Here is a 16,414-nt window from a genome sequence, read left to right as displayed (position 1 = left end):
ATAACTACCCCGGCGTGTCGAGCAAGTGGGGCCACATCAAGCCGTCCCCCTGGGGCCAAATCAGGCTGTCATAGCCAATGAGGTCGCCCGGGTGCGAAGGGAATCTTTTTCGGCGCTTGAGATTAACTACCTAAATGAGAACGCGGCAAAATATGGGTACACCCGAAACGGTAATGCGTGGGTCTACGAGGGCGGTCGGTAGTGGCGGCCATTGATGACCTGGAGCGCGTTATGGGATCCACCTTTGCTGATCTGGGATTTCAACTCGACGAGGTCAATGACGCTGTCACGTACGGGGAGCGACCCGCCTGGGCGGTCTTCTACCTCGGCAGCGACTGCAAACTGCAGGTCTGCTGGTCAGCGCGTGAAGGCGGGATTGACTTTATGCTGGCCCCACTCGATGCGCCAAACGAGTTCGGGCTCATCAACCGCTCCAAGGAGTGGCGATTCATGTTGGCGCTAAGTGATGTCGATGACGGATTAAGAACACCGTCACCAGATGCAGGACCAGAGACTTGGTGGGCTTGGCGCAAAGCGCTTTTCGATACGCACTTCGAAGCTGCCCACCAAGCATTGTTACGACGGGACTAAGCTGTAACCCGGCGTTAATCAGTTGCCAGCGTATTGACCCGAGGCTTGGGGCCAGTTGGGAGCGCTACCTCGGCCCTATTGAATAGGTGCCGGAGGTTTCAAGGGCGTTGTGACGGGCAATAGCCGAGTTCGACCAATATTAAGGCTGAATTGTATTTGACTACCGCTCGCCAGGTTGCCCTGACCACGCTGACCCCCTGACGCTTCTAGTTCCGCTGGGGAGAGCCCGTCGGCCTAACCGGACGAACCCGAATGTCTACTCGAAATGGACCATATTCGAGCATCTCAAACTTCGTCTTGGAGATCCCGCTACTGACTATCTCCGTGCTTATGCAGGCATTCAATACCGCGACCTAGCAGAGAAAAATATGGTGAGCACAATCTTGTTTGAGCCTTCGGGCGGAAAGGAGACCCGCGATGGTACCGGTGAAGGTGGCATGAATTGGCCACTATGCCGATATCCGCTTGGGCGAGGTGGTTCTCCGCCGCCGGGTCCGCCGTGGCCGCATCGGCCGCAGCCGCCAACTTTGTGCGGACGCTAGACGACTCGAAGCGCAGTTCATCAGCCATGGTCGCGTCAACGGCATACGCTGTGGGCGCTTGATTGTCTTGGCGCTCGCCATTACTTGGGGCCTCTTTGGGGCTCGCCAGGAGCGAACCGCGAGGGAGCTTCGACTGCGGGTGCCCGACACGCAGATCAGCAGCCGGTTCTCGGCCAATGAGGGGTACGGCCCCGGCGAGCACGTCGCGTGCGACGAGACCGGGGAGCCGTATCACCCGAACCTGATCTATTGGCGGTGAGGCAAGATGCTCGACGGCCTCAAGATCGAGCGGGTACGGCTGCATGACGCCCGTCACACCTGTGGGACGTTGATGCACTTGCGCGGAGTGCCGGTCGCAGCAATCGCAGCTTGGTTAGGGCATGCGAGCGCTGCGTTCCCGATGGCGGTGTATGCGCACTCCCAAGACGAAGCGCTGAAAGCCGCCGGATCGAGTTTCAGTCGAGTTGTGACATCCGGTGACACTGAGATCGGCTCGCCAGGCTAGCCAGCCAAGCTGAACCACGTTTGAGCTGCTGTTTCTCGTGCCCCCAGTCGGACTCGAACCGACACTGTGCGGATTTTAAGTCCGCTGCCTCTGCCAATTGGGCTATGGGGGCGTCGCGAAAACAGACTATTTCACGGCGCTTATCCGAACCCCGCCCCGTGCTCAGCTGCACCCCCGCGCGGTCACTCCCATCCGCCCAGAACAACCCAAGGACCCAACGTGCGAGAACCTCGCGGCGTGAGTAGGATCGCGCGCCGCGCGTCCGGATAACGCGGCGCCGACCTCGGCGCATATGACACCGCGGTATCGCCCGACAAGACCTTGTTAAGACTGCTTGCCCCTCCGTTAAGAAGCCGTAAACGTTCGTCACCCCCCGTCTTTCGACGACGACTGTGGAGCCGTGGCTAGTTAGCGTTACGCCAACGCACAGGGGTTCGTAGGCAAACACTCAGGGTCGGCCAGGGGCATATGGCCGGCGGTTTCATACATAAGGAGCAAAGATGTCATTTCTGACAGCGGTACCCGCAGAATTGGCCGCCGCGGCGGCGCAGCTGGGAGCGATCGGCAGTGCATTGGCGGCTCAGAACGCGGGTGCTGCGGCCCCGACCACTGCCATCGCCCCTGCCGCCGCGGACCAGGTGTCGATCATCCAGTCCGGCATCTTCACCGCGTACGGCGCGCTGTATCAGCAGGTCGCGGCCGAGGCTCAGGCGATTCAAGAGCAGTTCGTGCAGACCCTGGGACTGAGCAGCGGTACCTACGAGTCCTCCGAGTCGGCCAACGCGGCTGCGGCCACCCTGGCCGACGGCGCATCCGCCGCAGCGGCAGCCCCCGCGGCCTCGTCTCCGGTGACGAACTTTATGGATCAGATCGAGATTCTGCTCGGCGGCCCCCTGTACAGCGCCGGCGGCCAACCGTTCAGCTTGTCGGGCAACATGGCCAACATCGCCAGCTACGAGATCGGGAACTTCGCCTCGGCGTCCTCGAACATGCTGGGTCTGACCAGCGGTGGACTCTTCCCGGAGGGCTTCGGTACCTCCGCGGAGGCGGCTGCCGACGCGGCTATCGAGGGTGCCGCAATCGAGGGTGGCTTGACGAGCGCAGTGGCCCCGGGCCCGGTCGCGGCCAGCCTCGGTACCTCCACTCTGGTCGGCTCGATGTCCGCTCCGCCCAGCTGGGCAGCGGGGACCACGCTCGTGTCGAGTTCGACCACCGGCGCACTGTCCGGCGCGGGCTGGACCACCGCAGCCCCAGCCGCGGCACCGGGCGCGCTCTACCCCGGCATGCCGGGCGTTGCCTCGGCCGCCCGCAGCAGCACAGGTTTCGGAGCGCCTCGCTATGGCGTCAAGCCAATCGTCATGCCGAAAGCGGTGAGCGTCTAAAGACCGGCCTCGACACGCCAACAGACCAGCCAGACAAAGCCAAAAGGAACGGATCGAAATGTCGTTTGCAGCTTTCCCGCCCGAAGTGAACTCAGGACTCATGTACAGCGGCGCCGGCGCGGCACCCTTGGTCGCCGCCGCGACCGCGTGGAACAACCTGGCCGCCGAGTTGAGCACGACAGCGACGCAGTACGAGTCGATCATCACCTCGCTCACCACCGAGCAATGGACCGGCGGTGGATCGGCAGCCGCGGCAGCCGCGGCCCAGCCCTACGTGGCCTGGCTGACCAGCACCGCGGCAGCCGCCGAACAAGCCGGGATCCAGGCGTCTGCCTCCGCCGCCGCATACGAGGCGGCGTTTACCGCGACGGTTCCCCCGCCGGTCATCGCCGCCAACCGGGCGCTGCTGGCGGCGCTGGTGGCGACCAACTTCCTGGGTATCAACACCCCGGCGATCATGGCGACCGAGGCTCAGTACATGGAGATGTGGGTCCAGGACGTCATGGCGATGACGACCTACCAGGCCTCGTCGGCGACGGCTGCGGTCCTCGAGCCCCTGGTGCCGGCACCGGTGGAGACCAACCCCGGTGGCGCGGGCGCCCAAGCCGCTGCGGTCGCCGCTGCGCAAGCGGTGGGACCCGCCTCTTCGTTGGGTGACGTCGTCACTGGCCTGCAGACCGAGCTGTCGAACATCACGTTGGGGACGTCGTCAATCGGCACCGGCCTATTCAATGCCCTGCCGGTACCCGTGCAGGAGTTGCTGACCTCATTGGACGGCATGCTTGGAACCCCGTTGATCTTCAACGGCATTCAGCAGATCGGTGTCACGGCGTCGTGGTTCATGTTCGCCGCGATCCCGAACGGCATCTTCGCCGCACACACCATCGACGCCAACATTGCCGCTGCGGCAGCCGAAGCCGCGGAAGCGGCCGCAGCTCCGGCGGCCGCAGCGGCTGCCGGACTGACCGGTGAGGTGGGCGCCGCGGGCGCCGCCGCCACCCTGGGTGAGGCATCTCTGGTCGGCAGCTTGTCGGTACCTGCGAGTTGGTCGGCGGCCGCCCCGGTCGCGGCGAATGCCGGAACTGCGTTGGCGGGCAGCGGCTGGACCGTCGCCGAAGAAGCCGCCGCACCGGGCGTCATGGCCGGAATGCCGGGCATGGCCGCGGCCGCCAAGGGAGCCGGCGCCGCCGCGGGACCGCGGTACGGCTTCCGTCCGACGATCATGCCCAAGCAGGTCGTCGTCTGACGCTGAAAATTCACGGCACTTGTCACTCATTCGAGACCGCCAAGGGGTCGCCAAGCCGTAACCTATGCGCTGAACGGCAGCTAGAAGCTTTACCAAACCAAGAATTGAGAGAGGGAGACGCAGTATGGCAACACGCTTTATGACCGACCCGCACGCGATGCGGGCCATGGCTGGGCGCTTCGAGACGCACGCTCAGACCGTTGAGGACGAGGCCCGCCGGATGTGGGCGTCCTCGCAGAACATTTCCGGTGCAGGCTGGAGCGGTCTGGCCTCGGCCACCTCGCTGGACACGATGGGCCAGATGAACACCGCATTCCGCAACATCGTCAACATGCTGCACGGGGTGCGCGACGGGCTGGTTCGCGACGCGAACAACTACGAGCAGCAAGAGCAGGCCTCCCAGCAAGTGTTGAGCAGCTAGAAAGGGCTCCCACGATGACGATCAATTACCAGTTCGGCGACGTCGACGCCCACGGTGCGCTGATCCGCGCCCAGGCCGCCAACTTGGAGGCCGAGCACCAGGCCATCGTTCGCGATGTGCTGGCTGCCGGTGACTTCTGGGGCGGCGCCGGTTCGGTGGCTTGCCAGGAGTTCATCGCCCAGTTGGGTCGTAACTTCCAGGTGATCTACGAGCAGGCCAACGCTCACGGCCAGAAGGTCCAGAGCGCCGGCAACAACATGGCGCAGACCGACAGCGCCGTCGGGTCCAGCTGGGCCTGATAAAACGCTCTACAGATAACGGGGCCGCACACCGCAAGGTGTGCGGCCCTGTTTTCGCCCGGCTATTTCCGGGCACTGAAAATAGTTTGCCACGGGTGAGCGTTACGGCTCCCCTAGAGGCTGTGTTGGCGATGTCCGGCGCACTCGTCGGGACCCGAGCGCACGTGGGCGTTGGGCCCCTTCTCGGCCGCCGACCTGCACGTCGTGGCTCGCTCAGAGCCTCTCCCACCTCACCATGTAACACGCGAACTCCGCCGTCGGCTGGTGGTGCTTCGCACCGACGCACCTAGCTTGCTGCGCGCCGCGAGAGCGACCTTCGCGTCAGGGTCCGCAAAGTTTGCCGACCGTTTTGTGAACGAAAATTCTTGACCGTCAACAGTGTTGCCGTGGGCACCACAAACTCAGCATCCCGCGCCCCGGTTGCCGGGAGTATGCCGTGCGCGAAATTTGTTCGAACCCAGCGAATTGCCGGAAGGCAACTTCAACGATTCAGTGGTATGCGTCCAACTAACCTGCATCACAGCGGGTTTCACGTTGCCGCGACACTGCGCTAAGGCACCAATGCATAACCAACGCACATCAGCTCGGCCGTTGGACGGCAATCGGCCCAGTCGGTACATTTGAGGATTATATGAACGGAGTGACAACCATATGTGTGGTTGAAAGAATGCGTGAATATGACGGCAATGACTGGATACGCTCGCAGCCAACGTCCCCGCCAAGCAATTCTCGGGCAGCTGCCCCGAATCAACCGAGCCGACGGCTCACCGATCCGGGTTTTGCTGGTTGACGATGAGCCGGCGCTGACCAACCTGGTGAAGATGGCCCTGCACTACGAGGGCTGGGACGTCGAGATCGCCCACAACGGACGCGAAGCGATTGCCAAATTCGACAAGATCAGTCCCGACGTGCTGGTCCTCGACATCATGCTTCCGGACGTGGACGGTCTGCAGATCCTGCAGCGCGTCCGCGAGTCCGACGCGTACACGCCCACCTTGTTCCTCACCGCGCGCGACTCGGTGATGGACCGGGTCACGGGTCTGACCGCCGGCGCCGACGACTACATGACCAAGCCGTTCAGTCTCGAAGAACTCGTTGCCAGGCTGCGCGGGTTGCTGCGTCGCTCCAGTCATCTGGCGCCGCCCGCCGATGAATCCCTCAAGGTCGGCGACCTCAAGCTCGACGCGGCCAGCAGGGAGGTCACCCGTGGTGGCACTCCGATGTCACTGTCATCGACCGAGTTCGAACTGCTGCGGTTCCTGATGCGCAATCCGCGCCGCGCGCTGAGCCGCACCGAGATCCTCGACCGGGTTTGGAATTACGACTTCGCCGGCCGCACCAGCATCGTCGACCTGTACATTTCCTACTTGAGGAAGAAGATCGACGCCGACAGAGAGCCGATGATCCACACCGTCCGTGGAATTGGATACATGCTCCGACCACCGGAATGAGTTTCTGAATGACGGGGGACCGCAACATCCCGCGGTGGCTCCCCCGTTCCCTGCGCCGACAGTTGCTCTTGGGCGTACTGACTGTGGTGACCCTGGTGCTGGTGGCGGTTGGTGCCGTCTCGGTGCTGACGCTGCGCGGCTACGTCACGGCCATGAACGATGCCGAAGTCGCCGAGTCCATGCACGCGTTCAGTCACTCCTACGCCAGGTATCGCAACGGGGAACACACCTCGCTACACAGCGGTATACCGCCGGTGTCGCAGGCGCTGCTGGAGTTCACCGGCCAGACGCCCGGCAACCTGATCGCGGTGGTTCGCGACGGCAAGGTCATCGCCTCTGCTGTCTTCTCCGAAGACGAACCCCGACCCGCGCCGCCTGACGTCGTCCGCGCCATCGAATCGCAGTCCTTCTCGGAGGAATCGTCTCGCGTCGAAGACCTGGGCAGCCTGGGCCCCCACCAGATAGACAGCCGCACGGCCGGGTCCGACCTCCTGGTGGTCGGGGTCTCACTGAGCCTGGCCGAGGGGATCATTGCCCGAAAGCAGCTCACCACCACCGCGCTGGTTGCGACCGCGCTGGCGATCACCGCTGTGTTGACCGCCTGGGTGGTGGGCTACGCACTGCGTCCGCTGAGTCGCGTCGCGGCCACCGCCGCGGAAGTCGCCGCGATGCCGTTGGCCGACGACGACCACCAGATCAGTGCGCGGGTGAGGCCCGAAGACACCGACCCGGACAACGAGGTCGGGATCGTCGGGCACACCCTGAACAAATTGCTCGACAACGTCGATAGCGCTCTGGCCCATCGTGTCGAATCCGACCTGCGGATGCGGCAATTCATTACCGACGCGAGCCATGAGTTGCGCACACCACTTGCGGCCATTCAGGGCTATGCCGAGCTGACCCGTCAGGACAGTTCGGACCTGCCGCCCACCACCGAGTACGCGCTGGCGCGCATCGAATCAGAAGCTCGGCGGATGGCGTCGCTGGTTGACGAGCTACTGCTGCTTTCCCGCCTGGGCGAGGGCGAAGACCTGCAGACCGAAGACCTCGAGCTCACCGATGTGGTGATCAACGCGGTGAATGACGCGGCCGTAGCCGCGCCGACGCACCAGTGGGTCAAGGAGTTGCCCACCGGGCCGGTCTGGGTCAACGGGGACCGCGCGCGGCTGCACCAGTTGCTCAGCAATCTGCTCACCAATGCCTGCGTGCACACGCCGCCGGGCGTCACGGTGACGACGGGGATCACCTGCCATCGAAGTGGCCCGAACGCGCCTTACGCCGAGTTGACCGTCGCCGACGACGGACCCGACATCGATCCCGCGGTGCTACCGCACTTGTTTGAGCGTTTCGTGCGCGCCGACAAGGCCCGATCCACCGGCTCTGGCCACGGACTCGGCCTGGCCATTGTCAGCTCGATCGTCAAGGCGCATCAGGGCTCGGTGTCGGCCGAGTCGGCCAATGGCCGCACCGTTTTTCGGGTGCGGATACCGATGATCGACGCTCCCGTCGACGTCGCCTAGTTGGCGAGAAGACGCAAAATCACTGTGGAGCCGGCGCTCCGACGCGATTTTGCGTCTTCTCGCGCAACGTGCGGCGTAAAGGTAGCGGCTGAGAGCGTAAAGAAACCGTTAAGGCGGCGGCCCTACGGCCTCCGACGGATCTAGCGTCGCATCGTTGCCCACCAAACGATCGAGGATCTCATGTCCGTCGTCATTTATCTGGTGCTGACCGTGGCGATCTTCGCCGCGCTCGGCGGCTTGCTGAAGTTGGAATTGTGAGCATCGCAAACACGGTAGGTCTAGTGCTGGCCGCTTCGATCGCGTTGCTGCTCGTTGCCGCCCTGTTGCATCCGGAAAGGTTCTGATGAGCCAGACCACCGCCGGAGTCCTGTTCCTAACCTCGCTCGTCGCCGCGATTGTGGCGGTGCACGTTCCGCTCGGTGACTACATGTACCGCGTCTACAGCTCCGAAAAGCACTCGCGCATAGAGCGATTCATCTATCGACTGATCGGTGCCGACCCGGACGCCGAGCAGACGTGGCGCACCTACGCCCGCAGTGTGCTCGCGTTCTCCGCGGTCGGTGTTGTGTTCCTGTTCTTCTTGCAGTTGGTCCAAAACCGGTTGCCGTTGCACCTATCCGATCCGGCCACCCACATGACGCCGGCGCTGGCGTGGAATACCGCGGTCAGTTTCGTCACCAACACCAACTGGCAGTCCTATTCCGGTGAAACAACCCAAGGCCACCTGGTGCAGATGGCCGGGCTGGCCGTGCAGAACTTCGTCTCCGCCGCGGTCGGCATGGCCGTGGCGGTCGCGCTGGTGCGCGGGTTCGCCCGCCATCGCACCGAGGAGCTGGGCAACTTCTGGGTCGACCTGACCCGCGGCACCATGCGAATCCTGTTGCCAATCGCGATCATCGGGGCCATCGCCCTGGTCGCCGGCGGAGTCATTCAGAACTTCCACCTGCACAACCAGGTGGTCACCACGTTGGCCGGAACCCAGCAGACCATCCCCGGTGGTCCGGTCGCTAGCCAGGAAGTGATCAAGGAGCTAGGCACCAACGGCGGAGGCTTCTACAACGCAAACTCCGCGCACCCCTTCGAAAACCCGACATCGTGGACCAACTGGATAGAGATATTCCTGTTGGTTGTCATCGGCTTTTCGCTGCCCCGCACGTTCGGTCGGATGGTGGGTAGTAAGCGGCAGGGCTACGCGATCGCCGCCATCGTCGGCGTGATGGCCGGGCTCAGCATCGCGGCGATGATGTTCTTTCAACTGCAGCACCACGGCACCGTCCCTGCCGCGGTAGGCGCGTCCACCGAGGGCGTCGAACAGCGCTTCGGTGTTGCCGACTCCGCGATCTTCGCCGACGCCACCACGCTGACCTCCACGGGCGCAGTCGATTCGACCCACGACTCGTACACGAGCCTGGGCGGCATGATGACGATGTTCAACATGCAACTCGGTGAAGTCGCGCCGGGTGGTACCGGTTCGGGCCTGTACGGCATTCTCATCCTGGCCGTCATCACGGTGTTCGTGGCCGGGTTGATGGTCGGCCGGACGCCGGAATACCTTGGCAAGAAGATCAATCCGCGTGAAATGAAGTTGGCGGCAAGCTATTTCCTGGTGACGCCGCTGATCGTGCTGGTCGGCACTGCCATCGCCATCGCGCTGCCCGGTGAACGCGCGGGGATGGCCAATGCCGGGCCGCATGGCCTGTCTGAGGTGCTCTACGCGTTCACTTCGGCCGCCAACAACAACGGATCAGCGTTCGCCGGGCTGTCTGCCAACACCGGTTGGTACAACACGGCTTTGGGCCTAGCGATGCTGTTCGGTCGCTTCCTGCCGATGATCCTGGTGCTGGCGCTGGCCGGTTCGCTGGCCCGCCAAGGCGCCACCCCGGAGTCCAGTGGCACCCTGCCCACGCACCGACCACAGTTCGTCGGATTGGTAGTAGGTGTGACGGTCATCCTCGTCGCTCTGACCTTCTTGCCCGCCCTCGCGCTCGGGCCGCTAGCGGAAGGGATTCACTGAAACCGTGTCCACCACAGAGGTTTCCATTGCTGCGCGACGGTCCCACACCCCGGGAGCCGCCGAGAAGCTCCAGGGCGGGTTCGTCGATCCGGCTCTGCTGGTGAAGTCGCTGCCCGATGCGCTGCGCAAGCTCGATCCGCGCACCCTGTGGCGCAACCCGGTGATGTTCATCGTCGAGATCGGCGCAGTGTGGGCGACGCTGCTGGCGTTCGCGGAGGGAAGCTGGTTCAGCTGGATGACCGTATTCTGGCTATGGCTGACAGTGCTTTTCGCCAACCTGGCCGAAGCGGTCGCCGAAGGGCGCGGCAAAGCTCAAGCCGACACGCTGCGCAGATCGAAGGCCGATACCGTCGCGCATCGACTCCGCAACTGGACGCCCGGAACGCCCGGTGCATACGAGGAAGTCGCCGCAGCGCTGTTGCAGCAGGGCGACATCGTGGTAGTTACGGCGGGTCAGGTAATTCCCGGGGACGGTGATGTCGTGGAAGGCATTGCCTCAGTGGATGAATCGGCAATCACAGGGGAATCCGCACCGGTGATCCGGGAATCCGGTGGCGACCGGTCTGCTGTGACGGGCGGCACCACCGTGCTGTCGGACCGGATCGTCGTCAAGATCACCCAGAAGCCGGGCGAAAGCTTCGTGGACCGGATGATTGCGCTGGTCGAGGGTGCGAACCGGCAGAAGACACCCAACGAGATTGCGCTCAACATTCTGCTGGCCGCCCTGACGATGATCTTCGTCTGCGCCGTAGCCACGCTGCAGCCGTTGGCGATCTACTCGAAGACCAACAATCCTGGAGTGCCCGACACCGTCACCCTCGACGGCAACGGCATCAGCGGAATTGTTTTGGTAGCACTGCTGGTGTGCTTGATTCCCACCACAATTGGTGCGCTGCTGTCGGCGATCGGTATCGCCGGCATGGACCGACTCGTCCAGCGCAACGTGCTGGCGATGTCTGGGCGCGCGGTCGAGGCGGCCGGGGACGTCAACACCTTGCTACTGGACAAGACCGGAACAATCACACTGGGCAATCGCGAGGCGTCGGAGTTCATTCCGGTCGCCGGAGTCGGCGCCGACGAAATGGCCGACGCTGCACAGCTTTCCAGCCTGGCTGACGAAACACCCGAAGGGCGTTCTATCGTGGTCTACGCCAAATCAGCTTACGGGTTGCGCGCACGGACAGCCGGTGAGCTAGCCGATGCGCGCTGGGTGCCGTTCAGTGCGACAACCCGAATGTCGGGCGTCGACCTGGATGGCCGGCAACTGCGCAAAGGCGCGGCGAGCTCGGTCGCCGAGTGGGTGCGCAGCCACGGCGGAACCGTCCCGCCCGAACTCGGCGAGATTGTCGACGGCATCGCCGCGGCCGGCGGGACTCCCCTGGTGGTGGGCCGAGTCGGCGAGGCCGGGCAAGCTGAGGTGCTCGGGGTCATCCACCTCAAAGACGTGGTGAAGAAAGGTATGCGTGACCGGTTCGAGGCGATGCGCCTGATGGGTATCCGCACGGTGATGATCACCGGCGATAATCCGTTGACCGCCAAGGCGATAGCGGAAGAGGCGGGCGTGGACGACTTTCTCGCCGAAGCCACTCCCGAGGACAAGATGATACTGATCAAGCATGAGCAGCAGGGCGGCCGACTGGTGGCGATGACCGGCGACGGCACCAACGATGCGCCGGCGCTCGCCCAGGCCGACGTCGGCGTCGCGATGAACAGCGGCACCTCCGCCGCCAAAGAAGCCGGCAACATGGTCGATTTGGACTCCGACCCGACCAAGCTCATCGAGATCGTCGAGATCGGCAAGCAACTGTTGATCACGCGCGGAGCGTTGACGACCTTCTCCATCGCCAATGACATCGCCAAGTACTTCGCGATCATTCCCGCGATGTTCGTCGCACTCTTCCCGGGTCTTGACCTGCTCAACGTCATGCGGTTGCACAGTCCGCAATCGGCGATCCTGTCCGCCGTCATCTTCAACGCGGTCGTCATCGTCGCGCTAATTCCGTTGGCATTGCGCGGAGTTCGCTACACACCCAGCCGCGCGTCAAAGTTGCTCAGCCGCAACCTGTACCGCTATGGGGTGGGCGGCATCGTCGCCCCATTCATCGGCATCAAGCTCATCGACTTGGTGGTTCAACTACTGCCCGGGGTCGCCTAAAATGAACCTGACCAACACCTTTCGGCAATACGGGGCCGCGCTGCGGGCGCTGGTGGTCTTCACCGCGTTACTCGGCCTGGGTTACCCGTTGCTCATTTGGCTGATCGCCCTGGTGCCGGGGTTGCATGATAAGGCCGAAGGCTCGATCCTCACCGCTGGCGGTAAAGCCGTTGGCAGCAAGTTGATCGGCCAGCAGTTCACCGACGCGGCTGGAAACCCGCTGGCGCAGTACTTTCAGACGCGACCCTCGGCCGGGGGTTACGACCCGCTGTCGAGCGGTGGCGGCAACTTCGGCCCCGAAAGCGTGATCGACACGCCCGCCGACCCGGCCAGGCTGGCCGCTGGCGCCAGTCCGTCGGACGCAGGGTTCAAGCCGAGCCTGCTGACTTTGGTGTGCTCGCGCAGCGCGGCGGTGGGCAAGCTCGAGGGTGTGGACGGGTCGCGTCCGTTCTGCACGGGAACCGGCGTGGGCGCAGTGCTCTCGGTGTCGGGCCCGCGCAATGCGCGCGGTGACGTCGTCCACCCGACGCGGGTGGTCAGCGTCAACGAGCCGTGCGCGTCCACAGGCCGGCCGTTCGTGGACAACTACCGCGGTGTCCACGTCGAATGCGCAAGTTTCGGTGAGGACTATTCGGACGGCTTGATTGTGCCGGTTCGCGGCGCGGCCTCCGGAGCGCCGCAGGTCCCGGCCGATGCCGTCACCGCCAGCGGTAGCGGTCTGGATCCGGACATCTCACCGGCCTACGCCGACATCCAGGTGGCCCGGGTAGCCCGCGCTCGTCACGCGAGCGCGGATCAGATTCGTCAGGTCGTGGCGCAATACCGCACCGGTCGCACGTTTGGCTTCTTCGGCGAGCCGACTGTCGACGTTCTGCAACTCAACCTGGCGCTCGACAGCAGGTATCCCATCACCGGCCGGTGAAATGGGTGGATGATTGTTGACGTGAACGTCCCCAACGTCACAGATCACCGCCCAAAACGCGGCGAGCTGCGCATCTATCTCGGCGCTGCCCCGGGCGTCGGCAAGACCTACGCGATGCTCGGCGAGGCACATCGGCGGTTGGAGCGCGGAACCGATCTGGTCGCGGCCGTGGTGGAAACGCATGGGCGGGCGAAAACCCGTGAGTTGCTTGACGGCATCGAGGTCATCGCGCCGCGCTACATCGAATACCGTGGTGGCAGTTTTGCTGAACTCGACGTGCCGGCGGTGTTGGCACGCCATCCTCAGGTGGTGTTGGTTGACGAACTCGCGCATACCAATACGCCCGGGAGCAAGAACGACAAGCGCTGGCAGGACGTCGAGGAACTGCTGGATGCCGGCATCACGGTCATCTCCACGGTCAACATTCAGCACCTGGAGAGCCTCAACGATGTGGTCACCCAAATCACTGGAATCCAGCAAAAGGAGACGATACCGGACTCGATCGTGCGCCAGGCTGCCCAAGTCGAACTCATCGACATAACCCCGGAGGCGCTGCGACGCAGGTTATCTCATGGAAATGTCTATGCGCCCGAAAAGATCGATGCCGCATTGTCGAACTATTTCCGGCGCGGAAACCTCACCGCCTTAAGGGAATTGGCATTGCTGTGGCTGGCCGACCAGGTCGATACGGCACTGGCCAACTACCGCGCTGAGAACAAGATCACCGACGTGTGGGAGGCGCGCGAGCGGGTCGTGGTCGCCGTCACCGGGGGTCCGGAGTCAGAGATCTTGGTACGACGAGCATCCCGGATTGCCTCGAAGTCCAGCGCCGAACTGATGGTGGTCCACGTGTTGCGCGGCGACGGTCTGGCCGGTTTGTCGGATGCCCGGATGAGCAAGATCCGCGAATTGGCAGGCAGTTTGGACGCCTCCCTGCACACGGTGGTTGGCGACGACGTGCCCGACGCACTGCTGGACTTCGCGCGCGAGATCAATGCCACCCAACTGGTCGTCGGGACCTCTCGCAGGTCCCGATGGGCACGGCTTTTCGACGAGGGCATTGGCGCCGCGATTGTGCAGCGGTCCGGCAAGATCGACGTCCACATCGTCACCCATGACGAGTCCACGCGCCGTGTTCGGCCCGTCGCCGTCGCACCGCGCGAGAGACGGGTGGCAGCGTGGTTGGCGGCGGTCGCCATTCCGTCGGGTATCTGCGCAGCGACGGTGACCGTCCTGGACCCGTTCCTGGACACCGGCGGCGAAAGCGCGCTGTTCTTCATGGGCGTGCTGCTGGTAGGCCTGTTGGGAGGCGTTGCCCCCGCGGTGCTTTCGGCAATGCTGTCCGGGCTGCTGCTCAACTACTACCTGATCACTCCGCGCCATAGCTTCACCATCGCCGAACCCAACAGTGCCGTAACCGAATTGGTGCTGCTGCTGATCGCCGTGGCCGTCGCAGTGTTGGTTGACGGTGCGGCCAAACGCGCCCGGGAAGCCCGCTTGGCCTCCCAAGAGGCTGAGCTGTTGACGCTCTTCGCCGGATCGGTGCTACGCGGGGCTGACCTGTCCACGCTATTAGAACGCGTGCGCGAGACTTACTCTCAGCGCGCCGTCAGCATGCTGCGCGAAGGTAGCGACGGCGATGTCCTTGTCGCCTCCGTGGGAAAGAATCCTTGTACCGCAGTGGATTCGGCGGACACAGCCATTGAGGTGGGCGACGACGAGTTCTGGATGCTGATGGCGGGGAAGAAGTTGTCGGCGCGGGATCGACGGGTGCTGGGCGCCGTGGCCAGGCAGGCCGCGGGATTGATTCGTCAGCGTGAACTCGTCGAGGAAGCCGGCCGGGCCGAGGCCATCGTGCGGGCCGACGAGCTACGGCGCTCCCTGCTTTCGGCAGTGAGTCACGACCTGCGCACCCCGCTGGCGGGGGCCAAGGTTGCGGTGTCCAGCCTGCGCACCGGCGATGTCGCCTTCTCCGCCGAGGACACCGCCGAATTGCTGGCCACTATTGAGGAATCCATCGATCAACTCACCGCATTGGTGGGTAACTTGCTCGATTCTTCGCGGCTTGCAGCCGGTGTGGTCCGCCCGGAATCCCATTGGGTGTATCTCGAGGAAGCGGTGCAGCGCGCGTTGGTCAGCATCGGCAAGGGCGCCACCGGTTTCTACCGATCCGCCATAGACCGCGTCAAAGTCGACGTTGGCGACGAGGTGGTGCTGGCCGATGCCGGACTGCTGGAACGAGTGCTGGCCAACCTGATTGACAACGCGCTGCGCTATGCGCCGGATTGCTTGGTTCGGGTCAACGCGGGACGGGTCGGTGACCGCGTGCTCGTCAATGTCATCGACGAGGGACCGGGCGTTCCGCACGGAACCGCTGAGCAAATATTCGAGCCTTTCCAGCGACTGGGTGATCACGACAACACCACCGGTGTCGGCCTGGGGATGTCGGTGGCACGCGGCTTCGTCGAGGCAATGGGCGGGGTGATCCAGGTCGGTGACACGCCTGGTGGTGGACTGACCGTGGTGCTGGATCTGCCCGCGGCACCGGAGGGCGGTGAACGATGACGCGGGTTTTGGTGATTGACGACGAACCCCACATCTCGCGTGCATTGCGGATCAACTTGACGGTGCGCGGTTATGAGGTGATCACCGCATCGACGGGTGCGGGCGCGTTGCGGGCAGCCGCTGAGCACCCGCCCGACGTCGTGATCCTCGACCTTGGGCTGCCTGACATTTCGGGCATCGATGTGTTGGCGGGTTTGCGCGGCTGGTTGAACGCGCCGGTGATCGTATTGTCAGCACGTACTGATTCGTCGGACAAGGTGGAGGCGCTGGATGCCGGTGCCGATGATTATGTGACGAAACCCTTTGGGATGGACGAATTTCTGGCTAGATTGCGTGCGGCCGTGCGGCGCAATGCAGCGTCGTCGGAGCTGGACCAGCCCGTGCTTGAAACCTCGTCATTCACTGTCGACCTCGCGGCCAAAAAGGTAGTCAAGAACGGCGCCGAGGTACACCTGACCCCGACCGAGTGGGGGATGCTTGAGATGCTGGTGCGTAATCGGGGCAAACTGGTAGGCCGCGAGGAACTGCTGAAAGAGGTTTGGGGCCCGGCGTATGCGAGCGAAACTCATTACCTGCGAGTGTATCTCGCCCAGTTGCGTCGCAAACTCGAGGATGACCCGTCGCATCCGAAGCACCTGCTGACCGAATCGGGCATGGGATATCGTTTCGAGGCATGAGCCTGCTTTGGCCGTGCGCTGCCGCCCCTCGCGCAACCAGAGGGGGACATATACATTTTTGCCCGGCTCTGCGCGACAACTTGGGGTTGCGGCGTGTGGTTGGTCGCGTGGGCTGCGGTGGCCG

Annotated in this window: 14 protein-coding genes and 1 tRNA gene; 14 read left to right on the top strand and 1 reads right to left on the bottom strand. The window is 63.8% G+C overall.

The genetic code is table 11. From position 1 onward, the window contains the following. Positions 1–201 precede the first annotated feature (201 nt). Positions 202–591 (top strand): hypothetical protein, encoded by a 390-nt coding sequence (locus A5634_RS04965; RefSeq protein WP_253861488.1) that lies wholly within the window; start codon positions 202–204, stop codon positions 589–591. Positions 592–1,398: 807 nt separating this feature from the next. Further along, entirely contained in the window at positions 1,399–1,638 is a 240-nt protein-coding gene (locus tag A5634_RS04955) for a tyrosine-type recombinase/integrase (RefSeq protein WP_065142970.1), read from the top strand. A gap of 38 nt (positions 1,639–1,676) precedes the next feature. On the opposite strand, the gene A5634_RS04950 is transcribed toward A5634_RS04955, so the two are convergent. Continuing rightward, positions 1,677–1,750 (bottom strand) — tRNA-Leu (locus A5634_RS04950). Between the two features lie 388 nt (positions 1,751–2,138). On the opposite strand from A5634_RS04950, the gene A5634_RS04945 reads away from it, so the two are divergent. The 12 genes from A5634_RS04945 (at position 2,139) to A5634_RS04890 (ending at position 16,290) form a co-directional block, all read left to right on the top strand. Beyond that, positions 2,139–3,020, top strand: coding sequence for a PPE family protein, SVP subgroup (locus A5634_RS04945; protein ID WP_065142969.1), 882 nt, complete (start codon positions 2,139–2,141; stop codon positions 3,018–3,020). 58 nt (positions 3,021–3,078) lie between these two features. Then, the gene (locus A5634_RS04940) at positions 3,079–4,266 is read left to right on the top strand and encodes a PPE family protein (protein ID WP_065142968.1); all 1,188 of its coding nucleotides are present in this window, start codon (positions 3,079–3,081) and stop codon (positions 4,264–4,266) included. A gap of 124 nt (positions 4,267–4,390) precedes the next feature. Beyond that, the gene (locus tag A5634_RS04935) at positions 4,391–4,687 is read left to right on the top strand and encodes a WXG100 family type VII secretion target (RefSeq protein WP_065142967.1); all 297 of its coding nucleotides are present in this window, start codon (positions 4,391–4,393) and stop codon (positions 4,685–4,687) included. A 14-nt stretch (positions 4,688–4,701) separates the two neighbouring features. Beyond that, positions 4,702–4,986: a WXG100 family type VII secretion target gene (locus tag A5634_RS04930; RefSeq protein ID WP_065142966.1), complete on the top strand. Its 285-nt coding sequence runs from the start codon at positions 4,702–4,704 to the stop codon at positions 4,984–4,986. A 677-nt stretch (positions 4,987–5,663) separates the two neighbouring features. Beyond that, positions 5,664–6,437, top strand: a complete 774-nt coding sequence (locus A5634_RS04925; RefSeq protein WP_065142965.1) for a response regulator transcription factor — start codon at positions 5,664–5,666, stop codon at positions 6,435–6,437. An 8-nt stretch (positions 6,438–6,445) separates the two neighbouring features. Further along, positions 6,446–7,957, top strand: a complete 1,512-nt coding sequence (locus A5634_RS04920) for a sensor histidine kinase (RefSeq protein ID WP_065142964.1) — start codon at positions 6,446–6,448, stop codon at positions 7,955–7,957. Positions 7,958–8,211: 254 nt separating this feature from the next. Continuing rightward, complete coding sequence (locus A5634_RS04915) at positions 8,212–8,301, top strand: potassium-transporting ATPase subunit F (protein WP_065142963.1); 90 nt, start codon at positions 8,212–8,214, stop codon at positions 8,299–8,301. Beyond that, entirely contained in the window at positions 8,301–9,971 is a 1,671-nt protein-coding gene (gene kdpA / locus A5634_RS04910) for a potassium-transporting ATPase subunit KdpA (RefSeq protein WP_065142962.1), read from the top strand. Before A5634_RS04915 ends, kdpA begins: the two co-directional genes overlap by 1 nt. A 4-nt stretch (positions 9,972–9,975) precedes the next feature. Next, the gene (kdpB, locus tag A5634_RS04905) at positions 9,976–12,126 is read left to right on the top strand and encodes a potassium-transporting ATPase subunit KdpB (protein ID WP_065142961.1); all 2,151 of its coding nucleotides are present in this window, start codon (positions 9,976–9,978) and stop codon (positions 12,124–12,126) included. Between the two features lies 1 nt (position 12,127). Further along, positions 12,128–13,048, top strand: coding sequence for a potassium-transporting ATPase subunit C (locus A5634_RS04900; protein WP_065142960.1), 921 nt, complete (start codon positions 12,128–12,130; stop codon positions 13,046–13,048). Positions 13,049–13,057: 9 nt separating this feature from the next. Further along, entirely contained in the window at positions 13,058–15,613 is a 2,556-nt protein-coding gene (locus A5634_RS04895) for a sensor histidine kinase (RefSeq protein ID WP_065142959.1), read from the top strand. Further along, positions 15,610–16,290 (top strand): response regulator, encoded by a 681-nt coding sequence (locus A5634_RS04890; RefSeq protein WP_065142958.1) that lies wholly within the window; start codon positions 15,610–15,612, stop codon positions 16,288–16,290. The genes A5634_RS04895 and A5634_RS04890 overlap by 4 nt, the downstream gene beginning before the upstream one ends. Positions 16,291–16,414: the final 124 nt, after the last annotated feature.

This window comes from Mycobacterium asiaticum (assembly GCF_001673365.1).
GTDB lineage: Bacteria > Actinomycetota > Actinomycetes > Mycobacteriales > Mycobacteriaceae > Mycobacterium > Mycobacterium asiaticum_A.
This window is presented reverse-complemented; position numbering and strand designations above follow the sequence as displayed.